The sequence below is a fragment of the Acidovorax sp. LjRoot74 genome (assembly GCF_964254355.1).
Lineage (GTDB): Bacteria > Pseudomonadota > Gammaproteobacteria > Burkholderiales > Burkholderiaceae_C > Acidovorax.
Map to the genome: position 1 here is coordinate 1412636 of NZ_CAXUTI020000001.1, position 21478 is coordinate 1434113.

General features: G+C 66.2%; 19 protein-coding genes. 10 read left to right on the forward strand and 9 right to left on the reverse strand.

Features of this window, described 5'->3' with window-relative positions:
• Positions 1 to 38 precede the first annotated feature (38 nt).
• From ACSQ3O_RS06520 to ACSQ3O_RS06535, 4 genes are all read right to left on the reverse strand, one after another.
• Positions 39 to 1433: an alpha/beta fold hydrolase gene (locus tag ACSQ3O_RS06520; RefSeq protein WP_436138269.1), complete on the reverse strand. Its 1395-nt coding sequence runs from the start codon at positions 1431 to 1433 to the stop codon at positions 39 to 41.
• Positions 1434 to 1511: 78 nt separating this feature from the next.
• Positions 1512 to 2627 carry an acyl-CoA dehydrogenase family protein gene (locus tag ACSQ3O_RS06525; RefSeq protein WP_436138270.1) on the reverse strand — a complete coding sequence of 372 codons (1116 nt, stop codon included), beginning with the start codon at positions 2625 to 2627 and terminating at the stop codon, positions 1512 to 1514.
• A gap of 24 nt (positions 2628 to 2651) precedes the next feature.
• Positions 2652 to 3833: an acyl-CoA dehydrogenase family protein gene (locus ACSQ3O_RS06530; RefSeq protein WP_137746056.1), complete on the reverse strand. Its 1182-nt coding sequence runs from the start codon at positions 3831 to 3833 to the stop codon at positions 2652 to 2654.
• Between the two features lie 176 nt (positions 3834 to 4009).
• Complete coding sequence (locus tag ACSQ3O_RS06535) at positions 4010 to 4678, reverse strand: YceH family protein (protein WP_436138271.1); 669 nt, start codon at positions 4676 to 4678, stop codon at positions 4010 to 4012.
• Positions 4679 to 4702: 24 nt separating this feature from the next.
• Here ACSQ3O_RS06535 and purN point away from each other — a divergent pair, with 24 nt between their 5' ends.
• Entirely contained in the window at positions 4703 to 5284 is a 582-nt protein-coding gene (purN, locus tag ACSQ3O_RS06540) for a phosphoribosylglycinamide formyltransferase (RefSeq protein WP_436138272.1), read from the forward strand.
• 226 nt (positions 5285 to 5510) lie between these two features.
• On the opposite strand, the gene xopAW is transcribed toward purN, so the two are convergent.
• On the reverse strand, positions 5511 to 6515 hold the full coding sequence (xopAW, locus tag ACSQ3O_RS06545; RefSeq protein WP_436138273.1) for a XopAW family type III secretion system calcium-binding effector: 1005 nt from the start codon (positions 6513 to 6515) through the stop codon (positions 5511 to 5513).
• A gap of 253 nt (positions 6516 to 6768) precedes the next feature.
• Between xopAW and ACSQ3O_RS06550 the strand changes: the two genes are divergently transcribed.
• Complete coding sequence (locus ACSQ3O_RS06550) at positions 6769 to 7497, forward strand: response regulator (protein WP_436138274.1); 729 nt, start codon at positions 6769 to 6771, stop codon at positions 7495 to 7497.
• Positions 7485 to 8618: an ATP-binding protein gene (locus tag ACSQ3O_RS06555; protein WP_436138275.1), complete on the forward strand. Its 1134-nt coding sequence runs from the start codon at positions 7485 to 7487 to the stop codon at positions 8616 to 8618. The genes ACSQ3O_RS06550 and ACSQ3O_RS06555 overlap by 13 nt, the downstream gene beginning before the upstream one ends.
• A gap of 20 nt (positions 8619 to 8638) precedes the next feature.
• Here ACSQ3O_RS06555 and ACSQ3O_RS06560 read toward each other — a convergent pair whose 3' ends face one another.
• Positions 8639 to 8893, reverse strand: a complete 255-nt coding sequence (locus tag ACSQ3O_RS06560; protein WP_137746062.1) for a DUF1653 domain-containing protein — start codon at positions 8891 to 8893, stop codon at positions 8639 to 8641.
• Between the two features lie 71 nt (positions 8894 to 8964).
• Between ACSQ3O_RS06560 and ACSQ3O_RS06565 the strand changes: the two genes are divergently transcribed.
• The 4 genes from ACSQ3O_RS06565 to ACSQ3O_RS06580 all read left to right on the forward strand — a co-directional run bounded on the left by ACSQ3O_RS06565 (position 8965) and on the right by ACSQ3O_RS06580 (position 15811).
• Positions 8965 to 10818 (forward strand): M48 family metallopeptidase, encoded by a 1854-nt coding sequence (locus ACSQ3O_RS06565; RefSeq protein ID WP_137746063.1) that lies wholly within the window; start codon positions 8965 to 8967, stop codon positions 10816 to 10818.
• A gap of 102 nt (positions 10819 to 10920) precedes the next feature.
• Complete coding sequence (locus ACSQ3O_RS06570; protein WP_298449049.1) at positions 10921 to 12195, forward strand: RsmB/NOP family class I SAM-dependent RNA methyltransferase; 1275 nt, start codon at positions 10921 to 10923, stop codon at positions 12193 to 12195.
• 182 nt (positions 12196 to 12377) lie between these two features.
• A complete protein-coding gene (locus tag ACSQ3O_RS06575; RefSeq protein WP_436138276.1) occupies positions 12378 to 13592 on the forward strand; it encodes a DesA family fatty acid desaturase in 1215 nt (404 codons plus the stop codon).
• 710 nt (positions 13593 to 14302) lie between these two features.
• Complete coding sequence (locus ACSQ3O_RS06580) at positions 14303 to 15811, forward strand: PLP-dependent aminotransferase family protein (RefSeq protein WP_436138277.1); 1509 nt, start codon at positions 14303 to 14305, stop codon at positions 15809 to 15811.
• Positions 15812 to 15903: 92 nt separating this feature from the next.
• Here the strand turns inward: ACSQ3O_RS06580 and rpmG are convergent, their stop codons facing one another.
• From rpmG to trxB, 3 genes are all read right to left on the reverse strand, one after another.
• A complete protein-coding gene (gene rpmG, locus ACSQ3O_RS06585; protein ID WP_008904999.1) occupies positions 15904 to 16074 on the reverse strand; it encodes a 50S ribosomal protein L33 in 171 nt (56 codons plus the stop codon).
• Positions 16075 to 16085: 11 nt separating this feature from the next.
• On the reverse strand, positions 16086 to 16319 hold the full coding sequence (gene rpmB / locus ACSQ3O_RS06590) for a 50S ribosomal protein L28 (RefSeq protein WP_015013086.1): 234 nt from the start codon (positions 16317 to 16319) through the stop codon (positions 16086 to 16088).
• Between the two features lie 186 nt (positions 16320 to 16505).
• On the reverse strand, positions 16506 to 17459 hold the full coding sequence (gene trxB, locus ACSQ3O_RS06595; RefSeq protein WP_063461313.1) for a thioredoxin-disulfide reductase: 954 nt from the start codon (positions 17457 to 17459) through the stop codon (positions 16506 to 16508).
• A gap of 187 nt (positions 17460 to 17646) precedes the next feature.
• On the opposite strand from trxB, the gene ACSQ3O_RS06600 reads away from it, so the two are divergent.
• The 3 genes from ACSQ3O_RS06600 (at position 17647) to lolA (ending at position 21417) form a co-directional block, all read left to right on the forward strand.
• Positions 17647 to 18324 carry a Crp/Fnr family transcriptional regulator gene (locus ACSQ3O_RS06600; protein WP_436138278.1) on the forward strand — a complete coding sequence of 226 codons (678 nt, stop codon included), beginning with the start codon at positions 17647 to 17649 and terminating at the stop codon, positions 18322 to 18324.
• 72 nt (positions 18325 to 18396) lie between these two features.
• On the forward strand, positions 18397 to 20733 hold the full coding sequence (locus ACSQ3O_RS06605; protein WP_436138279.1) for a DNA translocase FtsK: 2337 nt from the start codon (positions 18397 to 18399) through the stop codon (positions 20731 to 20733).
• 51 nt (positions 20734 to 20784) lie between these two features.
• Positions 20785 to 21417 carry an outer membrane lipoprotein chaperone LolA gene (lolA, locus tag ACSQ3O_RS06610; protein WP_137746070.1) on the forward strand — a complete coding sequence of 211 codons (633 nt, stop codon included), beginning with the start codon at positions 20785 to 20787 and terminating at the stop codon, positions 21415 to 21417.
• Positions 21418 to 21478 lie beyond the last annotated feature (61 nt).

Below are 21478 nucleotides of genomic sequence, written 5' to 3' on the forward strand. Positions count from 1 at the left end.
GGCAACCGGCCTATCTTGCCGGTGCCGCATCTTTCTTTTCAGTAGGACAGCTCCAGCATCACCACACGCCCCTGCGCCGCAGGCCAGGTCTGGCCCGTCACTTTCTCCCCATTGAACTCCGCCGCGATGGGGCGTTGCCCGCCGGTGGTTTTGACCTTGGCAGATGCCACGCCCGCGCCTGTGGGCACGCCGGCAGGCGCGGCGCCGTCCAGCAGCATCTTGTCGCGCGCCGGGTCCAGGTATCCGCGGGGGCGGGTCAGTGTCACGATGGATTCCGCCCCTTTGTCTGCGTCTGCCATGCGCTCAGCGCGCAGGTGGACCAGGCCGCTGCTGCGCGGGAAGCCGCTGCGGTAGATGTGGGTGGTGGCATAGCCCGGCGCCGAGATGACAAACTCGACAGGCGACCCGGTGGGCACCGTCAGCGGTCCCCATTGGCCGTCGGCTCCCACGGTTTTGCGCAGCAAGGCGTTGCCAGTGCGGGCGCCGGTGGCGGCATCGGTGGCATACACCTCCAACTGTGCACCCACCAGCGGCAGGTTGTTGCTGAAGTTGCCGGTTTTCGGGTCGGCCGGGTCCACGCCCAGGCCGGTGACCTTGCCGTTCAGCACCACCTGCTTTTCTGCTGCGATGGTGGTGGCCTGCGGAGCCTTGCCGGTGATGAAGCGGTAGGTGGCTTCAAACGCTGCGGGCGAGTACGAGGTTTCGCGGTGGTCGATGCGCGGGATCACCACATTGGTGGCTCCCTTGAGTTCGGGTCCAGCCGCCGTGACGTTGGTGGCCGTGCCTTTCTGGCCGATCCAGACGCCGTCGGGCTGGGCGAACTTGTCGTTGTTGTCCGAGCGGATGGTCATCCATCGCACCGGGCCGCTCACCTCGTCGCCTGCGGCGTTCTTGGGGGCGTTCAGGCCCTTGAGGAAGGGGCCGGTGCCCGAGAACTCGTTGCCTTCACGAAAGCCGGGGATGGCCCACACGCCGTGGTTGGGGGTGCCGCCCAGCACAGCGTGGCTCACGGTGGTGGCGCCGCCGCCGTTGTAGATGTAGTTGCGGATAGCGTTGCCGCCGCGCGAGTTGCCCACCAGCACGACCTTGCTGGCGCCGGTGGCCTTGAGTACCTTGTCCACCTCGGCCTTCAGGTAGGTCATGTGTTCTGCGGTGGAGGTGCGGCCGGGCTGGGGCTTGGCGTCTTCATCGCGCGAGAGCGGGTAGGGCAGGTCGATGGCGTGCAGGCGCTCGCGCGGCCAGCCGTTGGATTCGAAGCGCCACACCGTGGTCTGCCACAGCGCCGCGGTGTCGCCGTTGCCGTGCACGAACACGATGGACGGGGCCTCGGCCAGGCCGGGGCTCTGGGTGGCACAACCGGCCAGGGCCAGGGTGGCTGCGGCAGCAGCGGTGGCGAGGACGAGGGATCGGCGTTGCAGCCACAGCGTATTCATCGGAAGGTCTCCTGAAAGAAAAAATGCCCGTGGACCGGTCAGCCCACGAGCATTGCACAAGTGCGTGACAGCCCTGTTTTACGCGAACACGCCAGCCGTGTCCTGCATGCGGGCCGACACCTCGCCCAGGTGGTGCAGGGTGTCGCCGAAGGTCATTTCGAGTTGCGTGAGCTTCTTGAAATAGTGGCTGCCGATGTATTCATCGGTCACGCCGATGCCGCCGTGCAGTTGCACCGACTGCTGGCCTACAAAACGCATGGACTGGCCCAGTTGCACCTTGGCGCGGGCCATGGCGGCGCGGCGTTCGGCAGCGGGGGCGCCCAGTTTCAGGCTGGCGTAGTAGCTCATCGAGCGGGCCAGCTCCAGCTGCATCTTCATGTCGGCCACGCGGTGGCGCAGCGCCTGGAAGCTGGCGATGAACACGCCGAACTGCTTGCGCTGGTTCATGTACTCGACGGTGAGCGACACCGTCTTGTCCATCACGCCCACGGCCTCGGCGCAGGTGGCGGCGATGCCGGTGTCCACGGCCAGCTCCAGCGCGGCCAGGCCGTCGGTGGTGATGAGCGTGGCGGGGGCGTTGGCCAGTTGCACTTCGGCGGCGCGGCTGCCGTCTTGCGTGACGTAGCCGCGTGTGGTCACGCCCGCTGCGGAGCGTTCCACGAGGAAGAGGGCAATCTTGCCGTCCAGCTGTGCAGGCACGATGAAGGCATCGGCCTGGTCACCCGCAGTTACTACGTTTTTTGTAGCTGTTACGGCATATCCAGCAGGCGCAGAGGCCGCTTTTGCCTCACAAACGTCCAGGCGGTAGCGCGCCTTGCGCTCCTGATAGGCCAGCACCACCAGCGCTTCGCCACTGGCCACGCGCGGCAGCCAGGCGCCTTGCACGTCGGCCGGTGCGTAGTGCGACAGCACGCTGCTGGCGATGAAGGCCTGGGCGATGGGCTCCAGCACCATGCCACGGCCCAGCTCCTCGGCCACCACCATGGCGTCGATGGCGCCCTGGCCCATGCCGTCGTGCGCCTCGGGCACGGTCAGCGCGGTCAGACCCAACTCGGCCAGTTCGCCCCAGGCGGCGCGGTCAAAACCGCCGGCGGCCACGGCGGCGCGGCGGCGCTCAAACGTGTAGCCCTTGTCCACCCACTTGCGCACGGCGTCGCGCAGTTGTTCCTGGTCATCAGAAAAATCGAAATCCATGTTCTTGTCTCCTGGAACTTGGGATCAGCCGAGGACGGTCTGAGCCACGATGTTGCGCTGCACTTCGTTGGAGCCACCGTAGATGGTGGTCTTGCGCAGGTTGAAGTAGGTGGATGCCAGCGGCGCGTTGGCGGTGACGCCGCCCGGGAAGTTGCCCTGCCAGCCAGCCTCCATGGCCTCTTCGATGAAGGGCAGGCTGAACGGACCGGCGGCCAGCATCATCAGCTCGGCATAGCGCTGCTGGATCTCGCTGCCCTTGATCTTGAGCAGACCGGCGATGTCGAGCGAGTTCTTGCCGCTCTTCTCGGCCGACAGCACGCGCAGCACCAGCATTTCCAGCGCCACGATGTCCACTTCGAGCAGGGCGATCTGGTCGCGGAAACGCTGGTCGTCCCACATGCCTTCGGTTTTGGCGATGCGCTTCAAGCGTTCCAGCTCGCGCTTGCTGCGGTTCACGTCGGCGATGTTGGTGCGCTCGTGGGAGAGCAGGTGCTTGGCGTAGGTCCAGCCCTTGTTCTCTTCGCCGATCAGGTTCTCGGCGGGCACTTCGACGTTGTCGAAGAACACCTCATTCACTTCGCACTCGCCGTCCAGCAGCTTGATGGGGCGCACCGTGACGCCCTTGGACTTCATGTCCAGCAGCAGGAAGGAGATGCCGGTCTGGGGCTTGCCTTCGTTGCTGGTGCGCACGAGGTTGAACATCCAGTCGCCGTGCTGGCCCAGGGTGGTCCAGGTCTTCTGGCCGTTGACGATGTACTTGTCGCCCACGCGCTCGGCGCGGGTCTTGACGCTGGCCAGGTCCGAGCCTGAACCGGGTTCGCTGTAGCCCTGGCTCCACCAGACTTCGCCGCTGGCGATGCCGGGCAAAAAGCGCTTTTGCTGCTCGGCATTGCCAAACGCCATGATCACCGGGGCCACCATCACGGGGCCGAAGGGGATGATGCGGGGCGCACCGGCGAGGGCGCACTCTTCTTCAAAAAGGTGTTTTTGCACGGCCGTCCAGCCGGGGCCACCAAACTCTTTGGGCCAGCCAAAACCCAGCCAGCCCTTCTTGCCCAGGATCTTGGCCCAGCCCTGCATATCGGCCCGGGTCAGGCGCAGTGCGTTGTGCACCTTGTGCGAAATGTCCTGCGGGAGGTTGGCGTGAACCCATGCGCGAACTTCTTCGCGGAAGGCCTGTTCTTCGGGGGTGAATGCGAGATCCATCGGTTTGTCTCCAAATGAACCGCATTTGTAGCACGGTCGTTCGTTTTAAGCCTGTCCGGGTGGCGACATTCCGACGGCCATGCCCAGGAATCTGCGCGGCAGAAGAAGCAGGGGCTGCAACGCGCGATCCTCGGTTCTCGCGCATTTCGGCGTTTCGCTTCGATGCCTTCTGCTGCTCAGACTCCCAGCTCGGCACAAAGCCGCTGCACTGTGGCCTGCAGGGCTGCGACCTGGCTTTCGAGCATTTCCACACGGGCCTGCAGCGCGGCCGAGGCGTTGCCGCCCCCGGCGCTGCTGCCCGGCGCGGGTGCGCTGGCGGTGGTGTCCACCGGCCCGCACATCAGGTGGGCCCAGCGCTGCTCACGGGCGCCGGGCGCGCGGGGCAGCTGCGCCACCAGCGGGCCGCCTTTTTCGGCGCTGCGCTCCTGCAGTTCGTCCAGAAACGCCTCGACCGAGGAAATGTCGGCAAACCGGTACCAGCGCTCGGCGCTGATGCGCAGCTCGCCCGCCGTCTGCGGGCCGCGCAGCATGAGCAGGCCCAGCAGCACGGCCGATTGCTCGGGCACGCCCACGCCACGCTGAAAGTTGTGCTCCCAGCGCGTGGTGCGGTTGCCGCTGCTCTCGAATGCCAGGGTCAGCAGCTTGAGCGAATCCAGCGCTTCCTGCGCCTCAGCGTCGCTGAGGTTCATCACCGGGTCGCGGCTGGTTTTCTGGTTGCAGCCGGTGACCAGGCCGTTGAGCGACATGGGGTAGCTGTCGGGCACGGTGCGCGCCTTTTCCATCAGAGTGGCAAGCACGCGGGCTTCGTGGGGCGTGAGGGGGCGGGTGACGGGGTCGAAGGGCATGGCTGGGATAATCCGGGGCAATTTATGAAGAACATCGTCATTCTGATCTCTGGCGGCGGCTCCAACATGGCCACCATCGTCCGCACCGCCCAGCAGGAGAACTGGGCGCAGCGCTACCGCGCCCGCGTCGCCGCCGTCATCAGCAACAAACCCGACGCCGCCGGGCTGGCCTTTGCGCGGGAGCAGGGCATCGCCGCCGAGGCGCTGGACCACAAGGCCTTTGCCAGCCGCGAGGCGTTTGACGCCGAGCTGGCCGCCACCATCGACCGCCACCAGCCCGCGCTGGTGGTGCTGGCCGGCTTCATGCGCATCCTGACGCCCGGATTTGTGGCGCACTACGCCGGGCGGCTCATCAACATTCACCCCTCGCTGCTGCCTGCCTTTACCGGGCTGCACACGCACCAGCGCGCCATCGATGCAGGCTGCAAGTTTGCGGGCGTGACGGTGCACCAGGTGACGGCCGAGCTGGACGTGGGCCCCATCCTGGACCAGGCCGTGGTGCCGGTGCTGCCGGGCGACACGGCCGAGACGCTGGCCGCGCGGGTGCTGACGCAGGAGCATGTGATCTACCCCCGCGCCGTGCGGGCGTTGGTGCAGGCGCTGTAGGTCGTCACCCGGTTGCCTGGGTCCCTGCCACCTGCAGGGAGTTGATTGCTATTTAATTGATAGCTATTAGGGCAATATGGTCGCGCGCAGAGGCCATTTTTAATGGGTTTTCTGGCGCACGCAGCTCGTCAACTGACGGGCGAATCGCACTGCGTGCCCCGGGGGGGCGGTTGCACTCCCCCCCCCGGCCTCCCTTCTCCTTCTTGCCGTGCCTGCTGGGGCCGCGTCAGGCCACTGCGTTCAGGCTGCTGGCGTTGGAGGACGAGGCGGTGCTCCAGCCATTGGCGGCCAGCGCGTACTGCTGCCGGGCAAAGTCGGCCAGCCGCGCCAGGTCGTTGCGGCCGCTGGACTCGCTGCTTGCGGTGGCTGACTGCGCCTGGCGGGTCAGCTGGTCGATGAATGCCTGGGACTCGGTGGTGCTGATGCTGGCGTCGCCATCGGTGTCGATGGCGTTGAACAGCGCCGTGATCGCATCTTGCTCCACGCTGCTGGTGCCACCGGCCAGGCGCTCGGCGGCCGAGACCACGCCGTCCTCGTTGGTGTCCAGCGGGTCGTAGCTGGTGGCCTGGCTGCTGCCCGATGCACCTGCCGCGCCGCCAGCACCGCCCGGCCCACCCGGCCCCCCAGGAGGCGGTGGCATGCCGCCCATGGCCTGCATGCCACCCGCTGCGTCGCCGGGGCCCGAGGGGCGGCCTGCGTCGAACTCGGCTTCGCTCAGGCTGCCGTCGCCGTCCGCATCCAGCTGGCTGAACACCTCGTCGCTGCTCACGCCCATTTGGCTGGCCGTGCCGCCGGACATGGCCTCCAGCAGCGCCTGCAATTCGGTCTTGCTCACGCTGCCGTCGCCATCGCTGTCCACCTTGTCAAACAGATCGTCGCCCCCCTGGCCGGTGCCGCTGCTGCTATCGCCACTGCGTGACTGGGCAAAGGCCATAGTGGAGGGGGGCGGGGGCAGCACGCTTTGCATGGTCTGGCCCAGCTCGTCGGCGTTGAGGCTGCCGTCGCCGTTCGCGTCGTACTGCTTCACCAGGTCGGCTGCGCTGGTCTGGCTGCTCACGCCGGTCTTTTTGGCTACATCGTCCAGCAGGCCCTGCAGTTCGGTGTCGCTCACGCCGCCGCTGCCGTCGGCATCGATTTTGGACAGCAGCCGCTCCGGCGACGGCGCCGGGCGCGATGCCCGCTGCACGCTCGCACTGGACCAGGCACTGCTGACGCTACTGATGGTCGTCATCGTCGTTCCTTTCGTTCCAAGGGAGGGCCCTGCCAGGCCCTCCACAGCGGAAGCCATCGGCCATGGCCCAAGCCCATTCTTTGGGGGGCGTGTCTCTGGGGTTTGTCCGCTTTGTACCAAGGCCGATACAAAGGGTGCCTGCAAGGCGCGAACAGGGGTGCAAATCCCCGCCAGATCGGGCCGAGGGCGGTGGGGTGGCTCCCTAAACTTGGAGCGTTCTTCTTGGGGCGTTTTTTTGCGCCCGTGCCTGCCCATGCAACACATCCTGGTGGTGGACGACGATGTCGAGATCACCACGCTGCTCACCGAATACCTCACCCGCTTTGGGTATGCCGCCCACGCGGCCTGCGACGCAGCGGCGATGCGCGCGCAGATGCTGGCGCACCCCATCGGCCTGGTGGTGCTGGACGTGATGCTGCCCGGCACCGATGGCATCACGCTGGCCCGCGAGCTGCGCGAGCGCTCCCGGGTGCCCATCATCATGCTCACTGCCCGTGCCAACCCCTATGACTGTGTGCTGGGGCTGGAGATGGGGGCTGACGACTACATGGGCAAACCCTTCGAGCCGCGCGAGCTGGTGGCGCGCATCCAGACGGTGCTGCGCCGCACCGGCAGTGAGGGCGCACCAGCCCGCCAGGGGCCCGACGAGGTGGTGCGTTTTGACGGCTGGACGCTGCACAGCATCGAGCGGCACCTGGTCTCCCCGCAGGGCATGGTCGTGCCGCTGTCCAACGCCGAATTCCGCCTGCTCTGCACCTTCTTGCGCATGCCGCGCCGCATCTTCAGCCGCGACCAGCTCATGGAGCAGGCCCGGGGCCGGGCCATGGACGCGTTCGAGCGCAGCATCGACCTGCTGGTCTCGCGCCTGCGCAGCAAGCTCGCGGACGACCCGCGCTCACCCTCGATGATCCGCACCGTGCGGGGCGCCGGTTACCTGTTTCACGTGCAGTCGCTGCAGGGGCAGGTGGGGTGGCCGCATTGAGAGCGGGGCGCCTGGGCGCCGTGGCCCGGCGCGGGCTGCCGGACACCCTATTCGGGCGGCTCGCGCTGCTGCTCATCGTGGCGGTGATCGCAAGCCATGTGCTGGCCCTCACGCTGATGTTTGAACTGCGCCCGGCCCACCCGGAGCACCCTCCGGGCCCGCCTGGCCTGCCGTCCCCTGCGATGGCGGCCGCTGGGCGGCCCCCGCCACCGCCCGGCCCGGGGCCCCGCGGCGAGCGGCCCGGCTTCTGGAACGCGCCGCCCGCGCTGCAACTGGGCCTGCTGCTGGACATCAGCGTGCGCCTGGCCGCGCTGGTGGCCGTGGCCTGGTGGGCAGCGCGCTGGCTGTCGCGCCCCATGCACCGGCTGGCCACCGCCGCGCAGGAGCTGGGGCGCAACATCCACCGCCCCCCACTGCCCGAGGACGGCACGCTGGAGTGCCGCGACGCCAGCCGGGTGTTCAACCGGATGCAGGCGCATATCCGCCAGCAACTGGCCGAGCGCGACCGGTTTGTGGCGGCCGTGTCGCACGACCTGCGCACACCCCTGACGCGGCTTCGCCTGCGCACCGAAAGTCTAGACGACGCCCGCGCGCAGCAGCTGTTTCGCCGCGACATTGCAGAGATGGACGCCATGATCGCCTCCACGCTGGACTACCTGCGCGGCGCGGCGGGCGCCGAGGCCTGGGTGTTGCTCGACGTGCAGGCGCTGGCCGAAAGCATGGCTGACGACCAGGTCGCCATGGGCCACCGGATCACGGTGGCCGGGCAGGCGGCGCCCCTGCGTGTGCAGGCCGTGGCGCTGCGGCGCTGTCTGGACAACCTGGTGGGCAATGCCGTGCGCTACGGCGGCAGCGCCGAGGTCACGCTGCACGATGCGGCCGACGCGTTGACCATCGAGGTGCGCGACCACGGCCCGGGCCTGCCGCCGGAGGAGCTGGAGCGGGTCCTGGAGCCCTTCTATCGCGTCGAGGCCTCGCGCAACCGCCAGAGCGGCGGGGCAGGGCTGGGGCTCACCATCGCCAGCGACATCGTGCGCCGCCATGGGGGCCAGCTGGTGCTGCGCAACGCCGCAGGCGGCGGGCTGGTGGCGGCCGCCCGGTTGCCGCGCACTGCGGCGTGACCCCGGCGGTCAACCAGCATTCAACTGGCGGGCGGTTGCTCCGCGCATTTTGCGAAGCGGGGCTGCAGCACTCCGTTGATGAGTACCTGCTCTTCAAACATGGCGGCCGGGCGCACCCACAGCCCCCGCTGGCCGTACAGCGCGCGGTACAGCGTCATGGGCTCCAGGGTTTCGCTGTGGCGCACGGTGTCGATCACCTCGTAGAGCATGCCTTTGTAGTGGCGGTACAGCCCTGGGGGCGTGCGGATCAGGGCGGGCAGGTCGTCGTCGGTCATGGTGGCTGTGGGGTTGCTGTGAATGGTTAGGATGGCGGCTTATAAAAATCTAGCAAGAGTGAGGGACGTCCGTGGATCAGGCAGATTTTGTGCACCTGGTGCGCATGAGCGAGCATGCCAGTGCCGATAACAGCCGAGCGTACCGCCGCAGCGTGGCGGCGTTTGCGGCGCTGGGCTATGCGTGGGTGCTGGGGTGCTTTGCGCTGGCCGTGGGTATTTTGATGTGGGTGGTGCCGCAGTTGCTGCACGGCCGTTTTCGTCTGGCCCTGGTGTGGGCCTTGTTGGGGGCTGGTGGCCTGCTCTGGGTCAGCCTGCGCGCACTGTGGGTGCGGTTCGATGCGCCCGGCGGGGTGGAGATCACGGCGCTGGATGCCCCCGACCTGTTCGAAGCCCTGGCGCGCATTCGCCGCAAGATCAAGGGGCCGCCCATCCACAAGATCACGCTGAATGACGAGTTCAACGCCAGCATCCAGCAACTACCGCGTTTTGGCCTGCTGGGCGGCGCCGTCAACCACCTGAGCATCGGTCTGCCCCTGCTGATGGCGCTGGACAGGCCGCGTTTTCTGGCTGTGCTGGCCCATGAATACGGGCACCTGCGCGGCGACCATGGCCGGTTTGCTGCCTGGATCTACCGCACGCGCCTGTCGTGGATGCGCCTGAACCACAGCCTGGCCGACGACGAAGGCCCGGTGGCCGCGGCCACGCAGGCTTTCATGCGCTGGTACTTCCCGCGCTTTTCGGCCAAGACCTTTGCGCTGGCCCGCCAGGACGAGTACGAGGCCGACCGCATTGCGGGCAAGCTGCTGGGCCGCGACGTGACGGCCGCTGCGCTGGCCGAAATCGAAATCCGGGGCGCCTGGCTGCAGGCCGAGTTCTGGGGCAACCACTGGTGTGTGGCGGCCGACAATCCGCTGCCCGTGGGTCCGTACCGCAGCATGCGCCGCCAACTGGCCAAGGCCCCGGACGCCGTGTTTGCCAACGATGCACTGCGACAGGCCCTCAAGCGCCTGAGCAGCGTGGACGACACCCATCCCGGCCTGCGCGATCGCATCGAGGCGCTGGACGTGGCCCCCACCGTGCCGGACTGGTCGCGCGGCAATGCCTTGGCCCTGCTGGGGCCGGATGCCAAACGCTGGGTGGCGCATTTCGACAAACAATGGTGCCGTGACAACGCCACCGAGTGGAAGCAGCACCATGCCTGGCTGGGCCGCGTGCGCGCCCGCGCCGAGGCCCTGGGCGCCTCTACCGCACAGAGCAGTGCCGCCGAACTGGTGGAGCTGGCGCGCCTCAAGCGGCATCTCGACCCGCATGCCGAAGTGCGGGCACTCTACGAGCTGGCGCTGGAGCGCAGCCCGGACTACCCGGCGGCGCTGCGCGGGCTGGTGCCCTGCCTGCCCGAAGGCGACCGCGAAGCCAAGCTGCAGTTGCTGAATCGGGTGTGGGAGGCGGGCAGCAGCGACCGCTACTGGGCCGCACGCACCGCGCTGGCCGAACTGGAGACCCCGCGCCTGGGTCTGGACCATGACGCTGCCGCTTTCAAGCAATGGCGCAAGCGGCTGGAGCGCGCCCAGGAGTCCGAAGAGCGCGCCTGGGAGGAGTTGTCGGGTACCTCTTTCTTCAGCCAGACCACGCGCAACGACCTGAGCGCCTTCGAGCTGGCCGAACTGCAGTCCGAACTGGCCCGCTGCGCCCCCCTGGCCCGCTGCTGGCTGGTGCGCAAGAACCTGCGCGAGCACCCGCAGCGCAGGGCGTATCTGGTGTTTGTGGAACTGCCGGGCCTGGACGACGAAAGCCGCTACCACCTGTGCCGCGCGTTGGAACGCAACCTGAGCCTGCCCGGCCCCGCGCTGGTGCTGTGGGCGGGCGAATCGCCCACGCTGCAGGAGATCCAGCGCTCGGCGTTCGAGCCCATCTATACCCGATGACATGACGAGCCGCAGCCAAAGCGGCTGCGTGGTGCCCCTTCCTCCCATGCACCGCGAGGAGGGGGATGCAGCCTGCGCTGCGGGGAATGGGACAATTGGGGGATGCATCCCAAAGTTCTTCTCGACGCCTGCGCCGAACTGGTCAGGCTCACCCTCACGTTTGAACACCCCGCCGACGCGGTGGTGTCACGATTTTTCCGCGACAACCGGGGCCTGGGGCCGCGCGAGCGTGCCACGCTGGCCGAAACGGTCTACACCGTGCTGCGCAAGAAACTGCTGTTCGACCACATGGCACCCTCGGGCTCGGGCCCCAAGGAACGCCGCCTGGCCATCCTGGGCTTCTATGGCCCCCGTGATTTCCTCAAAGGTGCACTGACGGACCAGGAAAAGAACTGGCTGGACCAGTGCGATGCCGTCACGGTGGACGACCTGATGGAGCGCCATCGCCACAACCTGCCCGAATGGCTGGTCAAGCCCCTCAAGGACCAGCTGGGCGATGGTTTCTGGCCCTTGGTCGGCAGCCTGGCCCAGAGTGCGCCGCTGGATCTGCGTGTCAACGCCCTCAAGGACAAGCGCGCCGATGTGCAGAAAGAACTGGCCAAAGCGGGCATCAAGGCCCTGCCCACGCCGTATTCGCCCTGGGGGCTGCGCATTGATGACAAGCCCGCACTGACCAAGCTGGATGCCTTCACCCGTGGTGCCATCGAGGTGCAGGACGAGGGCTCGCAACTGCTGGCCCTGCTGCTGGATGCCAAGCGTGGCGAGATGGTGGTGGATTTTTGCGCCGGTGCGGGTGGCAAGACGCTGGCCATTGGCGCCAGCATGCGCAACACGGGTCGGCTGTATGCGTTTGACGTGTCGGGCCACCGGCTGGATGCGCTCAAGCCCCGCCTGGCGCGCAGTGGTTTGTCGAATGTGCACCCGGCCGCGATTGCGCACGAGCGCGACGAGCGCGTCAAGCGCCTGGCGGGCAAGATCGACCGCGTGCTGGTGGATGCGCCATGTTCCGGCCTGGGCACGCTGCGCCGCAACCCCGATCTCAAGTGGCGCCAGACGCCCAAGGCGGTCGAGGAACTGACGGCCAAGCAGGCCTCCATCCTGGCCAGTGCGGCGCGCCTGCTCAAGCCCGGCGGTCGGCTGGTGTATGCCACCTGCAGCATCCTGCCCGAGGAGAACGAAGCGATTGCCGAAGCCTTCAGCGCCGCGCACCCGGATTTCGAACTGCTGGATGCGGGCGAACTGCTGGCTCAGCTCAAGGTCGAGGGTGCTACGGGGCTGTGCAGCGGGGGTGCATCGGGCAGTGGTTATCTGCGCCTGTGGCCCCACCTGCACCAGACGGATGGTTTTTTTGCTGCGGTCTGGACCCGCAAGCGCTGAAGGTTAGGGATCCTCTGCGCCAACTTGGGGATATGACCTGTTGGCGACAGATGGGCTGAGAACACGCTCTAAATCAGCGTAAATCCCATGGATACCCCCTGTTTTTCAAGGGGGCGTCACTTTAAAATTGGAGACCTGCTTCGCTGGTGAGCGGGTTCTTTGTAGTAAGGCTTTTGTTGAATATGCTGTTACCCGATTGGGCTGTGCTGAACGCTGCCATTGACTGGTTGGGCCATGGGTTGTGGAACCTGGCCTGGTGGCAGATCGTGCTCTACACCCTGGCAACGACCCACATCACCATCGCGGCGGTCACGATCTTCCTGCACCGCGCCCAGGCCCACCGTGCGCTGGACCTGCATGCCATTCCCTCGCATTTCTTCCGTTTCTGGCTCTGGGTCGGCACGGGCATGGTCACCAAGGAATGGGTGGCTATCCACCGCAAGCACCACGCCAAGTGCGAAACCGTGGACGACCCGCACAGCCCCCAGACGCGTGGGCTGGACACTGTGATGTGGCGCGGCGCCGAGCTGTACCGCGCCGAGTCCAAGAACATGGAAACCATGAAAAAATTCGGCCATGGCACGCCGGACGACTGGATAGAGCGCAACGTCTACACCCGGTTTGGCTGGCAAGGTGTGGGCCTGATGCTGGTGCTCGACCTGGCCTTGTTCGGCGCCTTGGGCGCTGCTGTGTGGGCCGTGCAGATGCTCTGGATTCCGTTCTGGGCCGCTGGCGTGGTCAATGGCGTGGGCCACTACTGGGGCTACCGCAATTTCGAGGCGCAGGATGCCAGTACCAACCTGTCGCCCTGGGGCATCATCATTGGTGGCGAAGAGCTGCACAACAACCACCACACCTACCCCACGTCGGCCAAGTTCTCGGTCAAGCCGTATGAATTTGACATTGGCTGGGTGTACATCAGCCTGATGAAAAAGGTGGGTTGGGCCACAGTGAAGAAGGTGCCGCCCAAGCTGCAACTGGGCGATGTGAAGCCGGTGGCCGACGAGAAAACGCTGGAGGCCCTGATCGCCAATCGCTACGAAGTCATGGCCGGTTATGCCCGTGGTGTGCGCCAGGCCTGCAAGGAAGAAATCGCTGCGCTCAAGGCCCGCCAGGCGGATGTCTCGGTGCTCCAGGCTGCCAAGCGCTGGCTGCCCCGTGATGCCGAGAAGGTGCCAGCCATCGCATTGCCGCAATTGGCCCAGGCGCGTGCTGCTCACCCCGCGCTCGACAAGATGGTCACCATGCGCGAGGAGCTGCGCCAGCTGTGGCTGAACACCTCCCAATCGCGCGAGCAGCTCACGGCCGACCTGCAGGCCTGGTGCCGCCGTGCGGAAGAAAGCGGGATTTCTGCATTGCGCGAGTTTTCGCTGCGGCTGCGGGCTGCGCAGGCCTGAGGCGGCGGCGCTCCGCACCGGATAAAAAAAGGCCTTGCCGCTTGGCAAGGCCTTTTTCTTTGGGGTCCATGCTCACCGCGCGGTGTGCCATGCGCCGTGATGCCCGGGGTTCTTCGCCGCTTTTTCAGGATGCCTGAGGGCCGCGCGCAGTCTCTGCAGGATTGTTGTCAGCCGCCCTGGTGCCTCGGATGTTGCTTCCACCAGCTGGAGGTGGGCGGGATGGTGCGAGGGGTTGTGCAGCTGGACCCAGGTGGCCTGTGTCCGTGCGTTCCATGGCAGGTGTTCGCCTGCCGTCAGCCGCGTGTGCGGCGGGTTGTACAAGGCCCCACCGCAGTCTGCCGGGGCCCAGTGCACGGCCACTTCCCCTTGAGATGCGTGCAGCGCGCTGCCAGGCGGCAAGCAGAGCCAGAGGCTCTGGCCAGGGCCCAGGGCAATTGGTGGCGGGGGTGTGGTGGGCGTGCGGGATGAAAACATGGTGCGGGGCTCCAGGAAAAAAGAGGGCTGCGAGGAAGCCCAAGCGTAGAAAAAGCAGCCCGGGTGCAACAGGTACACACACCAGAACAGAGATGTAGAACAGCGTCGATTGCTGGGGTGCTGTTATGGTTGTGTGCGTGCTTTTCTGTATCTGTACCCGTCAGCGGCATTGGGGCACCATGTGCTGATCTGCCGCCGCGCCCGCGCTGTTGTGCGGCACCCATCCCCTCCACCCCATGTCACAACATTCTTCCGATGCCCGGGACGCCCCGCTGTACCGCCGACTGGCGGCCTTGTACGAGCAGGCGATCGCTGCTGGCAGTCTCATGCCCGGCATGCGCATGCCGTCGGTGCGCGAGCTGTGCCAGCGGCACCAGGTCAGCCTGACGACGGCGCTGCAGGTGCTGCGCCAGCTGGAATCTCAGGGCTGTGTGGAGGCGCGCGAGCGGGTGGGCTACTTTGTGCGCGAGCCGGGTGGCGTGGCGCTGCCCGGCGCCCGCGAGCCTGAGTTGCACGAACCTCTGGCCCACGACCCACATGTGTTTGCAGGCATCAACGAGCGCATTTCCGGCTTTCTCGACAAGGCCCGCCGCGCTGGCCCCCTGCCGCTGGACCTGGGCAGCGCCATGCCTGCCCCCAGTCTGTTTGACGCGGCCGCGCTCAACCGCCTCGCCCACGGCCTGCTGCGCGAGCAGCCGGACATCCTGGTGTACGGCCCCTCGGCGCCCACCACCCACCCCGCGTTCCAGCAGGCCATGGCACGGCATGCGCTCACCTTCGGCGTGTGTGTGGCGCCTGCCGACATTGGCGCGACCCATGGCAATTCGGAGGCGGTGAACCTGGCGCTTGATGCCATTGCCGAGCCGGGCGACGTGATCGCGGTTGAATCGCCTACGTTCTTCGGCATCTTGCAGGCCATCGAGGTGCGCGGGCTGCGTGCGCTGGAAATTCCGAGCAGCCCGCACACCGGCATCTCGCTGGAGGCGCTGGAATTGGCCGCGCGCAACGAGCCGCGGCTCAAGGGCGTGGTGGTGGTGCCCCATCTGCAGATGCCTCTGGGCAGCGTGATGCCCGATACCCACAAGGAGCGCCTGGTGGCGCTGTGTGTGGAGCATGGACTGGCACTGATCGAGGACGACATCTATCGGGAGTTTGTGGAGTCCCCGCATGTGCTGCGGCCCGCCAAGGCCTGGGATCGCCAGGGCGATGCGGGCCAGGTCATCTACTGCGCATCGCTCAGCAAGAGCTTTGCGCCGGGCCTGCGCCAGGGCTGGATGAGTGCGGGCCGCTGGCAGGCCCGTGTACAAATGATCAAGTTCGCCCGCACGCGCAACATGCAGACCTGGTCGCAGCTGCTGGCGGCGCGCAGTGTGGATTCACCGGCCTACGAACGCCATATGCGCCGCATGCGGGCGCAGCTGCGCATCCAGCGTGAGCAGGCGGCGCGGGCGGTGTCGCGCTACTTTCCGGCAGGCACGCGCCTGAGCCTGCCGCCGGGTGGTCTGAGTCTGTGGCTGGAGCTGCCGGTCGGCATCTCTTCCACGCGCCTGTACGACGAAGCGCTGCAAAACGGCATCCGCGTGGCGCCAGGCCCCATGTTCTCCAACACGGGGCGGTATGAGCACTTTTTGCGCCTGAGCTGCGGCATGCCATTCACGGCCGAGGTGGAGGCGGGCTACCGCACGCTGGGCGCCCTGCTGGCGGTGCAGATGGCGGAGCTGCCCGTGCCGCGCAAGGCGGCCTGAGCATGTCTCATCGGAAGGTGGCCCTGCATTGCGTGCAGCGGGCATAAAAAAACCGCCCTGGAGGACGGTTTTTTTGAAGGCAACGGGCCGAATTACTTCAGCTTCATTTCCTTGTACTCGACGTGCTTGCGAGCCTTGGGATCAAATTTCATGATCAGCATCTTCTCGGGCATCGTCTTCTTGTTCTTGGTCGTCGTGTAGAAGTGGCCGGTACCCGCAGTGGATTCCAGCTTGATCTTGTCGCGTCCGCCTTTGCTTGCCATGGTGCTACTCCTTAAGCCTGGCCACGGGCACGCAGGTCTGCGAGCACCGAGTCGATACCGTTCTTGTCGATCAAACGCAGGGCAGCGCTCGAAACACGCAGGCGCACCCAGCGGTTTTCGCTCTCGACCCAGAAACGGCGGTATTGCAGGTTCGGCAGGAACCGGCGCTTGGTTTTGTTGTTGGCGTGGGAAACATTGTTCCCAGTCATGGGCTTCTTGCCCGTTACGTCGCAGACGCGTGCCATGAGGACACTCCGATACTGATTAACGGCCGTTCGCTGGGCCCTGGGCGGTTGATTTGCCCAGGTTGGCTTGCGGCCTCACCTCGCCAGAAAGGGTGGCGGTAACCCGATTTGCTTGGTTTCAGGCGCCGCAAAAAACGGGCTGAATTCAGCAAAGCCGCAAATTATAGCCTGCAGCTTATTTTTTCATCAAGCTTCTTGTTCGAGGAAGCGCTGCGCGTCCAGGGCGGCCATGCAGCCCGTGCCCGCGCTGGTGATGGCCTGGCGGTACACATGGTCCTGCACGTCGCCTGCTGCAAACACACCTGGCACGCTGGTCTGGGTGGCAAAACCCTTGAGCCCGCCCTGGGTGATGATGTAGCCGTTTTCCATCTCCAGCTGGCCCTGGAAGATTTCGGTGTTGGGCGCATGGCCGATGGCGATGAAGCAACCCTGCAGCTTGATGTCTTCCGTGCTGCCGTCCTTGGTGCTCTTGATACGGATGCCCGTCACGCCCGTGTTGTCGCCCAGCACTTCATCGAGTGTGTTGAACAGCTTGAGTTCGATCTTGCCTGCGGCAACCTTTTCGTGGAGCTTGTCCACCAGGATGGGCTCGGCCTTGAACTTGTCGCGGCGGTGCACCAGTGTGACCTTGCGGGCGATGTTGGACAGGTACAGCGCTTCTTCCACGGCCGTGTTGCCGCCACCGACCACGCAGACATCCTGCTCGCGGTAGAAGAAACCATCGCAGGTGGCGCAGCCGGACACGCCCTTGCCCATGAAGGCCTCTTCGGAGGGCAGGCCCAGGTACTTGGCCGATGCGCCGGTGGCCAGAATCAGCGCGTCGCAGGTGTAGGTGCCGCTGTCGCCGGTCAGGGTGAAGGGGCGCTTGCTGAAATCGACCTTGTTGATGTGGTCGAAGATGATCTGGGTCTTGAAGCGCTCCGCGTGCTCCAGAAAGCGCTGCATCAGGTCCGGGCCTTGCACGCCGTGCACGTCGGCGGGCCAGTTGTCCACCTCGGTCGTGGTCATCAGCTGGCCACCCTGGGCCATGCCGGTGATGAGCACCGGGTTCAGGTTGGCGCGGGCGGCGTACACCGCTGCGGTGTAGCCAGCGGGGCCAGAGCCCAGGATCAGAACTTTCGCGTGTTGGGTGGTGGACATGGTAAAAGCCTGTGTTTTGCGCCCGCTACATGGGGCGCTGTTGGGGAAAGCTGGGGGCTGAGCCGCCGAGTATCAACCGGCGGATGCGGCTGCTCGCGGCCCCTTTTTCAATCACGGCGATTGTAAGAAGCGATTGATAACCCGTTGCGGCGCCGGTTGGGCCGCGCCCCTGAAAGGAGATGTCTGCATGTCCACGATGTTGTCCAACCTGGACCTGTTGCGCCGGGTGCCTTTGTTCTCGCTGCTGACGGTGGCGCAGGCCGAGGTGATCAGCGGCGCGGTGATCAAGCGCCGCTTCAAGCGCGGCGAGGCCCTGGTGGAGCAGGGGCAGAAGTCGAATGCCCTGTTCATCTTGCTCACGGGCCGGGCCCGGGTCATGACCTCGGACAGCCGGGGGCGCGAGGTGATCCTGGCCACCCTGGCCCAGGGCGACTACCTGGGCGAGATGAGCATCATTGACAACGAACCCCATTCGGCCACGGTGCGGGCCGAGGTGCAGACCGACGTGCTCATGCTGGGCCGCACCGAGTTTGCGCGCTGCCTGACCGAGAACGCCTCCATGTCGCTGGTGGTGATGCGCGGGCTGGTCAAGCGGCTGCGCCATGCCGATCGCAAGATTGAGTCACTTGCGTTACTGGATGTGTATGGGCGTGTCGCCCACGCGCTGCTGGACTTTGCGGTCTCCGACGCGCAGGGCCAGCTGGTGATCAAGGACAAAATCTCCCGGCAGGACCTGGCCAAGATGGTGGGCGCTTCCCGCGAGATGGTCAGCCGGGTCATGAAAGACCTGGAGGAGCGTGGCTTCATCGAGGGGCTGCCCAGCGGCGCCACCTTGCTCAAGGACCGGCTGAACGCGCTGGGCTGACAGCGGGGCGGGGCACCCGCGCCGGGCGCCTCGCCCGGCGCAATGCATGCGGTAAGCTCACCCCGCACGCTTATGACCTATTCCCTCAATACCCTGAATGCATCGGCAGCGGCCAAGTCGCCGCCGCGCACGGGCGCTGCCCGTTTTGGCCATGAGATTGGCCTTTTGGTGGGCTTGCTGGCCCTGGTTTTCTGGCTGCTGGCGCTGGTCAGCTATTCGGCCCAGGATGCGGCCTGGTCCACGTCGGGTGCGCAGGGCGCCCGTGGTGTGACCAACTGGGCGGGGCGCTTGGGGGCCTGGCTGGCAGATGGCAGCTATTTCGCGCTGGGCTTCTCGGTGTGGTGGTGCGTGGCGGCCGGCGTGTGTGCCTGGTTGTCCTCGCTGGCGCGCTGGATGCGGGGTGGCGAGTTAGTGGCGGGGGCGGCCAGCCCTCTGGTGCGTCGGGCCACTTTCTGGCTGGGCCTGGCGATGCTGATGGGGGCCAGCACTGCACTGGAGTGGTCGCGCCTGTACCGTTTTGAATCCTTCCTGCCCGGCCATGCCGGTGGGGTGCTGGGGTATCTGGTGGGGCCTGCCAGTGTGAAGTGGCTGGGTTTCACGGGGTCGGGCCTTCTGGCGATCGTGCTGGCGGTGGCCGGGGCGGCGCTGGTGTTCCGCTTCTCCTGGGGCCATGTGGCGGAGTTGCTGGGCGGCCGCATCGATGCCTTGGTGCAATCGCGCCTGGCCCAACGTGAAGTGGCCAAGGACGTGGCCGTGGGCCGCAAGGCCGCGCGTGAGCGCGAGGTGGTGGTGCTGGAAGAACGCACCGAGAGCGAGGTGCACCACCCCGAGCCCATCCAGATCATCGAGCCGGTGCTGGTGGACGTGCCCCAGAGCACCCGCGTGGTGAAGGAGCGCCAAAAGCCCTTGTTCACCGACATGCCCGACAGCAAGCTGCCCTTGGTGGATCTGCTCGACAGCGCGCAGCAGCGCCAGGAGACCGTGGCGCCCGAGACGCTGGAGATGACCAGCCGCCTCATCGAGAAAAAGCTCAAGGACTTTGGCGTGGAAGTGCGCGTGGTCGCGGCCATGCCCGGCCCGGTGATCACGCGCTACGAGATCGAGCCCGCCACCGGCGTCAAGGGCTCGCAGATCGTGGGCCTGGCCAAGGACCTGGCCCGCTCACTCAGCTTGGTGTCGATCCGCGTGATCGAGACCATTCCGGGCAAGAACTACATGGCGCTGGAGCTGCCCAACGCCAAGCGCCAGAGCATCAAGCTGTCGGAAATCCTCGGCTCGCAGGTCTATCACGAGGCCAAGAGCATGCTCACCATGGGCCTGGGCAAGGACATCGTGGGCAACCCGGTGGTGGCCGACCTGGCCAAGATGCCGCACGTGCTGGTGGCCGGTACCACGGGCTCGGGCAAGTCGGTGGGTATCAACGCGATGATCCTGTCGCTCTTGTACAAGGCCGAGGCGCGCGACGTGCGCCTGCTGATGATCGACCCCAAGATGCTGGAAATGTCGGTCTACGAAGGCATCCCGCACCTGCTGGCACCCGTGGTCACCGACATGAAGCAGGCGGCGCACGGCCTGAACTGGTGCGTGGCCGAGATGGAGCGCCGCTACAAGCTCATGTCCAAGCTGGGCGTGCGCAACCTCGCGGGCTACAACGTCAAGATCGACGAGGCCAAGGCGCGCGAGGAGTTCATCTACAACCCCTTCAGCCTGACGCCCGAAGAGCCCGAGCCGCTGCAGCGCCTGCCGCACATCGTGGTCATCATCGACGAGCTGGCCGACCTGATGATGGTGGTGGGCAAGAAGATCGAGGAGCTGATCGCCCGCCTGGCGCAGAAGGCGCGGGCGGCCGGCATTCACCTGATCCTGGCCACCCAGCGCCCCAGCGTGGACGTGATCACCGGCCTGATCAAGGCCAACATTCCCACCCGCATCGCGTTCTCGGTGGGCTCCAAGATCGACAGCCGCACCATCCTCGACCAGATGGGCGCCGAAGCGCTGCTGGGCATGGGCGACATGCTCTACATGGCCAGCGGCACGGGCCTGCCGATCCGGGTGCACGGCGCCTTTGTGTCGGACGAGGAAGTACACCGTGTCGTCAGCTACCTCAAGCAACAAGGGGAGCCGGACTACATCGAGGGCGTGCTCGAAGGCGGAACTGTGGATGGCGACGGTGATCTGTCAGGGGACGGCGCTGGCGGCGAAGGGGGCGAGAAGGACCCCATGTACGACCAGGCCGTCGAGGTGGTGCTCAAGGACCGCAAGGCGAGCATCTCGTACGTGCAACGCAAGCTGCGCATTGGCTACAACCGCTCGGCGCGCCTGCTCGAAGACATGGAAAAGGCAGGCCTGGTCAGCGGCCTCACCGCCAGCGGCCAGCGCGAAGTGCTGGTGCCTAACCGCAGCGAATGACCGGCCGGGCCGCTGGATCCCCGGGTCGGCCGCACCCCACAGGAGTTTCTGTTGAAAAAGATCGCTACTGCAATTTTGATAGCTGTTGCCGCAGGCACAGCAAGCGCTGACGGCCTGAAAAGCCTGGAATCTTTCATGAAGGGCACGCAGACGGGCAAGGCCGACTTCACGCAGACCGTGACCTCGCCGCCGAAGGAAGGCCAGACCGCGCGCTCCAAGCAGTCGAGCGGCAGCTTTGAATTCCAGCGCCCCGGGCGTTTCAAGTTCGTCTACAAGAAGCCATTCGAGCAGACCATCGTGGCCGACGGGCAGACGCTGTGGCTGTACGACGTGGACCTGAACCAGGTCACGCAGCGCTCGCAGTCGCAGGCGCTGGGCAGCACGCCTGCTGCATTGCTGGCGTCGGCGCCCGACCTGTCGGCGCTCAAGGCTGAATTCACGCTCGAAGCGGCCCCCGACGCCGACGGCCTGCAGTGGGTGCTGGCCAGCCCCAAGGCCAAGGACGGCCAGCTCAAGAGTGTGCGCGTGGGTTTTTCGGGCGAGCAACTGGCCGCGCTCGACATCCTGGACAGCTTTGGCCAGCGGTCGCTGATCCGTTTCTCGGGCATGCAGGCCAATGCGGCGCTGCCCGCCAGCAGCTTCCAGTTCAAGCCTCCGGCAGGGGCGGATGTGGTGAAGCAGTGATTTGCTATAGATAATATAGCTACCAGCACATGCTGGTCAGGCGCAAAGGGCACTTTTGCTT

Coding starts and splice junctions, on each gene's coding strand:
- ACSQ3O_RS06520 (WP_436138269.1), bottom strand. CDS start 1,433: ATGAATACGCTGTGGCTGCAACGCCGATCCCTCGTCCTCGCCACCGCT.
- ACSQ3O_RS06525 (WP_436138270.1), bottom strand. CDS start 2,627: ATGGATTTCGATTTTTCTGATGACCAGGAACAACTGCGCGACGCCGTG.
- ACSQ3O_RS06530 (WP_137746056.1), bottom strand. CDS start 3,833: ATGGATCTCGCATTCACCCCCGAAGAACAGGCCTTCCGCGAAGAAGTT.
- ACSQ3O_RS06535 (WP_436138271.1), bottom strand. CDS start 4,678: ATGCCCTTCGACCCCGTCACCCGCCCCCTCACGCCCCACGAAGCCCGC.
- purN (WP_436138272.1), top strand. CDS start 4,703: ATGAAGAACATCGTCATTCTGATCTCTGGCGGCGGCTCCAACATGGCC.
- xopAW (WP_436138273.1), bottom strand. CDS start 6,515: ATGACGACCATCAGTAGCGTCAGCAGTGCCTGGTCCAGTGCGAGCGTG.
- ACSQ3O_RS06550 (WP_436138274.1), top strand. CDS start 6,769: ATGCAACACATCCTGGTGGTGGACGACGATGTCGAGATCACCACGCTG.
- ACSQ3O_RS06560 (WP_137746062.1), bottom strand. CDS start 8,893: ATGACCGACGACGACCTGCCCGCCCTGATCCGCACGCCCCCAGGGCTG.
- ACSQ3O_RS06570 (WP_298449049.1), top strand. CDS start 10,921: ATGCATCCCAAAGTTCTTCTCGACGCCTGCGCCGAACTGGTCAGGCTC.
- ACSQ3O_RS06575 (WP_436138276.1), top strand. CDS start 12,378: ATGCTGTTACCCGATTGGGCTGTGCTGAACGCTGCCATTGACTGGTTG.
- ACSQ3O_RS06580 (WP_436138277.1), top strand. CDS start 14,303: ATGTCACAACATTCTTCCGATGCCCGGGACGCCCCGCTGTACCGCCGA.
- rpmG (WP_008904999.1), bottom strand. CDS start 16,074: ATGGCAAGCAAAGGCGGACGCGACAAGATCAAGCTGGAATCCACTGCG.
- rpmB (WP_015013086.1), bottom strand. CDS start 16,319: ATGGCACGCGTCTGCGACGTAACGGGCAAGAAGCCCATGACTGGGAAC.
- trxB (WP_063461313.1), bottom strand. CDS start 17,459: ATGTCCACCACCCAACACGCGAAAGTTCTGATCCTGGGCTCTGGCCCC.
- ACSQ3O_RS06600 (WP_436138278.1), top strand. CDS start 17,647: ATGTCCACGATGTTGTCCAACCTGGACCTGTTGCGCCGGGTGCCTTTG.
- ACSQ3O_RS06605 (WP_436138279.1), top strand. CDS start 18,397: ATGACCTATTCCCTCAATACCCTGAATGCATCGGCAGCGGCCAAGTCG.